The organism is Candidatus Electronema sp. TJ (genome assembly GCF_048287355.1).
Lineage (GTDB): Bacteria > Desulfobacterota > Desulfobulbia > Desulfobulbales > Desulfobulbaceae > Electronema.
This window is the reverse complement of the sequence record NZ_JBLWEP010000107.1, coordinates 1-6,866: the sequence shown is the minus strand read 5'-3', so window position 1 is coordinate 6,866 and position 6,866 is coordinate 1. Positions and strand designations below refer to the sequence as shown.

At 63.2% G+C, this 6,866-nt stretch carries 7 protein-coding genes; 6 read left to right on the top strand and 1 reads right to left on the bottom strand.

Features of this window, described 5'->3' with window-relative positions:
• The 6 genes from ACNKID_RS08560 to ACNKID_RS08535 all read left to right on the top strand — a co-directional run.
• Nucleotides 1-192, top strand: a 192-nt coding sequence (locus ACNKID_RS08560; RefSeq protein ID WP_417913018.1) for a nitrogenase component 1, incomplete at its 5' end; no start/stop codon positions are given.
• 15 nt (nucleotides 193-207) lie between these two features.
• Nucleotides 208-1,569 (top strand): nitrogenase component 1, encoded by a 1,362-nt coding sequence (locus ACNKID_RS08555; RefSeq protein WP_417913017.1) that lies wholly within the window; start codon nucleotides 208-210, stop codon nucleotides 1,567-1,569.
• Between the two features lie 15 nt (nucleotides 1,570-1,584).
• Nucleotides 1,585-2,865, top strand: a complete 1,281-nt coding sequence (nifB, locus tag ACNKID_RS08550) for a nitrogenase cofactor biosynthesis protein NifB (RefSeq protein ID WP_417913016.1) — start codon at nucleotides 1,585-1,587, stop codon at nucleotides 2,863-2,865.
• A 105-nt stretch (nucleotides 2,866-2,970) separates the two neighbouring features.
• Nucleotides 2,971-3,804 carry an ABC transporter permease gene (locus ACNKID_RS08545; RefSeq protein ID WP_417913015.1) on the top strand — a complete coding sequence of 278 codons (834 nt, stop codon included), beginning with the start codon at nucleotides 2,971-2,973 and terminating at the stop codon, nucleotides 3,802-3,804.
• 29 nt (nucleotides 3,805-3,833) lie between these two features.
• Entirely contained in the window at nucleotides 3,834-4,265 is a 432-nt protein-coding gene (locus ACNKID_RS08540) for a DoxX family protein (RefSeq protein WP_417913014.1), read from the top strand.
• Nucleotides 4,262-5,152 (top strand): ABC transporter ATP-binding protein, encoded by an 891-nt coding sequence (locus tag ACNKID_RS08535; RefSeq protein ID WP_417913013.1) that lies wholly within the window; start codon nucleotides 4,262-4,264, stop codon nucleotides 5,150-5,152. Before ACNKID_RS08540 ends, ACNKID_RS08535 begins: the two co-directional genes overlap by 4 nt.
• Here ACNKID_RS08535 and ACNKID_RS08530 read toward each other — a convergent pair.
• The gene (locus ACNKID_RS08530) at nucleotides 5,116-6,660 is read right to left on the bottom strand and encodes an ArnT family glycosyltransferase (RefSeq protein WP_417913012.1); all 1,545 of its coding nucleotides are present in this window, start codon (nucleotides 6,658-6,660) and stop codon (nucleotides 5,116-5,118) included. The two genes, ACNKID_RS08535 and ACNKID_RS08530, sit on opposite strands and share 37 nt — an antisense overlap.
• Between the last annotated feature and the right edge of the window lie 206 nt (nucleotides 6,661-6,866).

The following is a 6,866-nucleotide window of genomic DNA, read 5'->3' as shown; positions in this document are numbered from 1 at the left end:
GTGGATGTCTTTGTCGGCGGGGTCAAGGAGCGGCCTATAGCCTACAAGCTGGGCATCGGCTTCTGCGATCACAACCACGAGCGCAAGGAGGCTCTGGCTGGATTCGAGGGAATGCTCAACTTCGCCAAGGAAGTGTATTCCTCGGTGATGAGTCCGGTCTGGCGGTTTGTGCCGAGAAATGACGAACGATAAAGAGGAGCAGCGATTATGAGCAAGCCTCACCCTGATTACATCTCGACCACCAACGCCTGCAAGCTGTGCAGGCCGCTGGGAGCCTGCCTGGCCTTCAAGGGCATTGAGGGCGCGGTGCCGTATCTGCACGGCTCGCAGGGCTGCGCCACCTACATGCGCCGCTACATCATCAGCCATTACAACGAGCCGATAGACATCGCCTCGTCCTCGCTGTCGGAGAAAAACGCGGTGTACGGCGGCGGCCCCAACCTCAAGCTGGGCCTGACCAACGTGGCCGCGAAATACCGGCCCGCGCTGATCGGCATCGCCACCACCTGCCTGACCGAGACTATCGGCGACGACGTTGCCCGCTATCTGCTGGAGTACACCAAGGACACCGAAGGTTCAGAAGGGCTGCCGGAATTCGTCCATGTTGCCACACCGAGCTACGCGGGCACGCACATGGAGGGCTTTCATGGCGCGGTGCGGGCGGTGATCGAACAGCGGGCCAAGGGCGGGCCGCGCAGCGAGACCGTCAACCTGCTGCCCGGCTTTGTCTCCTCGGCGGATTACCGCCTGCTGAAGGAGATCATGGAGGACTTCGGCCTCAACTGCACCATGCTGCCTGATCTCTCCGAGACTATGGACGGCCCGGCTTTGCTCGAATATGAGAAGATCGCCAAAGGCGGCACACCCTTGGCGGCCATTGACGCGATGGGCCGCAGCCGGGCGACCATTGAGTTTGGCCGCACTTTGAGCGACAAACTGAGCGGCGGCCTGGCCCTGAAGGAGAAATTCAGCGGCAGCCATTACCGGCTTGGCCTGCCCATTGGCATCGGCGAGACCGACCGCTTCTTCGAGCTGCTCTTCAGCCTGAGCGACCTGCCTGTGCCGGAGAAATACCGCAAGGAGCGGGGCCGCTTAGTGGATGCCTACGTGGACGGCCACAAGTACGTCTTCGGCAAGCGGGCCATCATCTACGGTGAAGAAGACTTGGTGGTTGGCCTGACCGCCTTCTTGGCGGAAATCGGCATCGTGCCGGTGCTCTGCGCATCCGGCGGCACATCGGGTAGATTGGCAGCGGCCATTGCCGAAGTGACCGGCGATGTCCTCGCCGAGCAGCCGCAGGTGCATGAAGGCGCGGACTTCTTCGACATCGCCGAGCTGGCGGAGAGCCTTGCACCAGACCTGCTTGTCGGCCACTCCAAAGGCTATCCGCTCGCCCGCAAGCTGAACATCCCGCTCATCCGGGTCGGCTTTCCCATCCACGACCGCATCGGCGGCCAGCGCGTTCTGCACCTTGGCTACAGCGGTGCGCAGCAGCTCTTTGACACTGTCACCAACGCGCTGATCGCCAAGAAACAAGATGATTCTCCAGTCGGTTACTCATACATGTGAACAGGAGCACGAGAGATGATCATGAACCCCATAGACTACAACCGCCATCCCTGTTTCAACGCCAAAGTGAAAGGGCAGTACGGCAGAGTGCATCTGCCCGTGGCTCCGAAGTGCAATATTCAGTGCAATTACTGCAACCGCAAGTACGACTGCGTCAATGAGTCGCGGCCCGGCGTGACCAGCACGGTGCTCACGCCGGATCAGGCCCTGCACTACATGGGCAAGGTGCTGGAGAAGGAACCGCGCATCTCGGTGGCAGGCATAGCCGGGCCGGGCGACCCCTTTGCCAATGCTGAGGCCACGCTGGAGACCATGCGCCTGATCCGCAGAAGCTACCCGGAGACCATCCTCTGCTTGGCTTCCAACGGCCTCAATCTGGCCCCGCATGTGGAGGAGTTGGCGGAAATCGGCGTGTCGCATGTCACGGTCACGGTGAACGGGGTGGATCCCGCTGTCACTGAGAAGATTTATGCTTGGGTCTTGGACGGCAAGGTGATCTACCGGGGCAGACAGGCGGCTGAGCTGCTGCTGGCCCGCCAGCTTGCAGCCATCGAGAAGCTGAAGCGGCACGGCATCACGGTGAAGATCAACAGCATCCTCATTCCCGGCATCAACGATCAGCACATAGTTGAGGTGGCCAAGACCATGAAGGAGCTGGGCGCGGACCTCTTCAACTGCATGGCCATGTTCCCCAATGCGGACACGGTGTTTGAGGACATCCTGGAGCCGTCCGCAGAGACCATGAACGCGGCCCGCAGCGCGGCGGAGCAGTTCCTGCCGCAGATGCGCCACTGCACCCGCTGCCGAGCTGACGCGGTCGGGCTGCTGGAAGAAGACCGCACTGACGAGATGCGCGGCTGCCTGAGCGCCTGCGCCAAGCTGCCCAAGCCAGCCGAGGCACTGCGGCCATACGTGGCTGTGGCGACGCTGGAAGGCGTGCTGGTCAATCAGCATCTCGGCGAGGCGACAAAGCTGCAAATCTGGGGACAGGACGGGCAGGGCGGCTACAAGCTGATCGAGGAGCGGCAGACACCGCCAGCAGGCGGCGGGGCGCAGCGCTGGCTCAATCTCAGCCGCATCCTCAGCGACTGCCAGGCCATACTTGTCAGCGACTTGGGCGACGGCCCGAAAGAGGCTCTGAGCAGGCGCGGCATCAAGCCGGTGACTATGGCAGGATTCATAGAGAAGGGGCTGGAGGCGGTTTATACGGGCAAAGGCTTCGCCCTGCTGCAAAGCAAGATGCGCAAGTGCTCGTCCAAAGGGGCCTGCGTGGGCGCGGGCACAGGCTGCGGCTGAGCCTTGACCGGGGACTGAGGGCAGTCAGCGCAGGAGCTTGGCTGCTGCCCAGTTGCTTTTCCTGCTGCGGGCGATATACTGGAGGAAACCAACCAAGGTGCCGCCATGCTCTCTCCGCCCAAATTCTTCGGCATCCACGCTGCTCCGCCCAACTGGCTGCGCTGGCTGCTGACTGTCCTGCCCTTCGCGCTGCTGCTCCTCATCTACGGGCTGGCCTCAGACGCGCGGCAGCGCGAGAACCCTTCGGACAAGCTCCTGCCGCCGCCCGCCAAGATGCTTGAGGCCATGCATCGGGCCGCCTTCGAGGAGAACGCCCGCACCGGCGAATACCAGCTCTGGACAGACACCGGCGCGAGCCTGCGGCGCATCGGCATCGGCCTGGGCGCGGCGGCCTGCTGCGGCCTGGTCCTCGGTTTGGTGCTCGGCCTCTTCGCAGGCATGGAATTCCTCCTACTGCCGTTTGTCACCTTCATCTCGATCATCCCGCCGCTGGCTGTCCTGCCCATTCTTTTCATTGTCTTCGGCGTGGATGAGCTGGCCAAGGTGATGCTGATCTTCATCGGCACCTTCCCCGTCATTGCCCGCGACATCCAGCTGACGGTGAAGAAGATTCCCCGCGAGCAGATCATCAAGGCCTGCACCTTGGGGGCCTCGCAGCTCAGTCTGGCCTGCCGCATTGTCCTGCCGCAGATCATGCCCCGCCTGATCGAGACCGTGCGCATGAGCCTGGGGCCTGCCTGGCTCTTCCTTATCGCCTCCGAGGCCATCGCGGCCACAAACGGCCTCGGCTACCGCATCTTCCTGGTTCGGCGCTACTTGGCCATGGATCTGATCATCCCCTATGTGCTCTGGATCGCGCTGATCAGCGTGGCGGCAGACTTCTGCCTCCGCCTCCTGCTCAGAACGCGCCATGCTTGGTATTTGGACTCGCAGGGATAGCAACAATGCAAACAGGAGGCAGACAACACATGCAGATGAAGACAGTGCCAGCAGGAGTCATCAACCTGATCGGCAGAATACTCCTCGCCTCAGTCTTTCTGCTGACCGCGCTGGTCAGCAAGATTCCAAAGTTTGATCATGTTGCTCAGCAAATGGCTCAGGAGGGCGTTCCCATGCCCAGCGTCATGCTGCTCGGCGCGGTTGTCTTCCTGCTCGCAGGCAGCCTGTCGCTGATTGCCGGGTTCAAGGCGCGGGCAGGGGCGGTTCTGCTCCTGATCTTCACCATGTCAGGCACCTGGGTCTTCCATGACTTCTGGACATGCACGGATCCAGCGCAGATGCAGGAGCACTTCAAGGAGTTCATGAAGAACCTGTCCATCAGCGGGGGACTGCTGCTGATTCTGGCCAACGGGCCTGGCGCGTTCAGCCTTGACTCCAAGCCTTCCGTCAAAGAATCATGAAGGCCGCCGCGCTGCGCCAAAGCAGCTTTCTCTTCTTTCAGGACGTGTACAAGAGCTACGGCAGCAAGGTGGTGCTGGACGACATCGACCTTGCCGTGGCCCAAGGCGAGCTGGTCACGGTCGTGGGGCCGTCGGGCTGCGGCAAGTCCACCTTGCTCAGGCTGGCCTTGGGGCAGGAGCTGCCCAGCTCCGGCCAGGTGCTGATTGACGGCAAGCCCTGCGGCTTCGCTGACCGCAGCCGGGGCATCGTCTACCAGAAGTACTCCCTCTTTCCGCACCTGAACGTTGTGGACAACGTGCTGCTCGGCTCGCGCCTGTCCAGCGGCTTCTTTGAGCGCAGACGGCGGCGGCGGGAGTTCGAGGACGAGGCCATGCGCTACCTGCGCCGCATGGGCTTGGAGGAGCACAGCCGCAAGTTCCCGCACGAGCTGTCCGGCGGGATGCGGCAGCGGGTGGCCATTGCCCAGTCGCTGATCATGAAGCCCAAGATCCTGCTGATGGACGAGCCGTTTGGCGCGCTCGACCCAGGCTCGCGGGAGAACATGCAGATCTTCCTGCTGGAGCTGTGGGAGGAATTCGGCATGACCATCTTCTTTGTCACCCACGACCTTGAGGAGGCGGTGTTCTTGGGCACGCGGATCATCGTGCTGTCGCAGTACTACACCGACAGCCGGGGCGAGACGGCGCAACGCGGGGCGCGGGTGGTCTGCGACTACGCTTTGCCCAAAGAGGCCAAGTCAACAGCGGTGAAGGCAGCGGCCAGCTTTGGCGAGCTGATCCAGCAGATACGGGAGCAGGGCTTCAACCCTGCCTATCTGCGCCACGCCAGCAGCTTCAATCTGAAGCATCCTCACTCCTTCCAGACCTTGCGGCCAGAGGAGCGCTGAGTTCCTGCCGCCGCCCTGATGTCTCCGGCCTGCTTGGGCTGCCAGCGCAGGCCGCCGCCCTTGTAGCCCCGGCAGCGCACCAGATACACGCGGCGCAGCTCCTCGCTGCCGAACCACGGCGAGCTGCGCCGCTGGATGATCACTTCCTCCGGCTCCACCGTCTCGAAGACAGCACGCAGCACCGCGTCCATGCCCTTGTGCTCGTGCACGCCCACCGCGTCCATGCCGACCAGCATCTCCTCCTCGAACCAGAAATCATAGACATTAGGCCGCGACCAGCGGTTGAGGCAGACTGTGCGCGGCTGGCCCGGCATGTGAAAGGCCAGCTCGCTGGCGAACTGATAGCGCAGGCCGAAGACGAACGTCTGCTCTGGCCGGGGCATGTTCAGACGCGCCTGCTCAAGCTGTTGCGCCAGCTCGTCCCAGCCCTGTGTTTCCTGGGCGATGCGGTCCCATCGGGCTGGAACCGGCAGCGCAGGCCAGACCAGATGCACAAGCAGGGCAGCTGACATCGCGCCTGCCAGAGCAAGACCTGCTGACCACCAGCGCGATGCGCCGCCATATAAGGCCGCAGCGAGGATCAAGGCGGTGAGATACGCAGGCGCGGGCCAGTTGCCGTAGATGCGGCCATGCAGCGCGAGCAGCGCGAAGACAGCGAAGCCCGGCAGCGAGAGCCAGAGCAGGAAGCGGGTTCGCTCGCCGCCGCGCCAGCCGCGCAGCCAGGCCGCGATAATAAACAAGAAGACAAAGGGCGAGAGCAGCCCGGCCTGACTGCCGAGGAATTCCCACAAATAGCGCAGGGTGAAGGCGGATTCCTCCGCGCTCACGCCGCCTTGGAACAGCACGTGCCGGAACGTCGTCCAGCTGTGGCGGGCGTTCCAGAGCAGCACCGGGGTGAAGAGCAGCAGTCCGGCAAACAGGCCCAGCCAGGGCTGGCGCGTCAGCAGCTTGGCCCGCTGCTCGCGGCTGCAAAGCAGGAAGCCGAAGAGCGAGGCCGGAAAGAGGAGCATGGTGTATTTGGAGAGCAGGCCAAGGCCGAAGCACAGCCCGGTTGCCAGCCAGTCGCGCTGCCGCCCGCTTTCCACCGCCAAGGCGGCGCAATAACAGGCCGCAGCCCAGCAGGGCAGGAGCAGCCCGTCCGGAGTGGCGATGAGCGCCGAGCCGTTCATGAGCAGCAGTGTCTGGCTGAGCAGAGCGGTCTGTAGGGCTGTTTGCCAGGAGAACCAGCGGGCGGTCAGCAGGCAAAGCCAGACCGAGGCCGCAGCCATGCCCAGCACAGTCGGCAGGCGGACAGCAAACTCGGTCTGGCCGAAGAGCTGCGCGGCCAGCCAGATCGTCCAGGCGATCATCGGCGGGTGGTCGTGATAGCCGATGTCCAGATAGCGGCTCCACTGCCAGTAGTTGGTTTCGTCCGGCGTGAGCGGGAAATGGCCGCTGATCAGCAGGCGCAGCGCAAGGCCAAGCGCGATGATCAGCCAGACCTGACGGCGGGCGGATTGTTCAGTCATGAGTGTTTGCCGCATGCGGCCTGGTTCAAGGTTTCGCGCAGGCGTGCGCCGCCCCGCCGTGTGATTGCCCCTGCCATTATACCATGTCCGCCGCCGGGGGAAATCTCCGGCCATGCTGTGAAGCAATCTCGCACCATGCTGGGACTTGGAGTTGCACTATGCTGGAACCCAGAGTTGCAGCATGCTGGTACTGAGTGTTGCAGCAT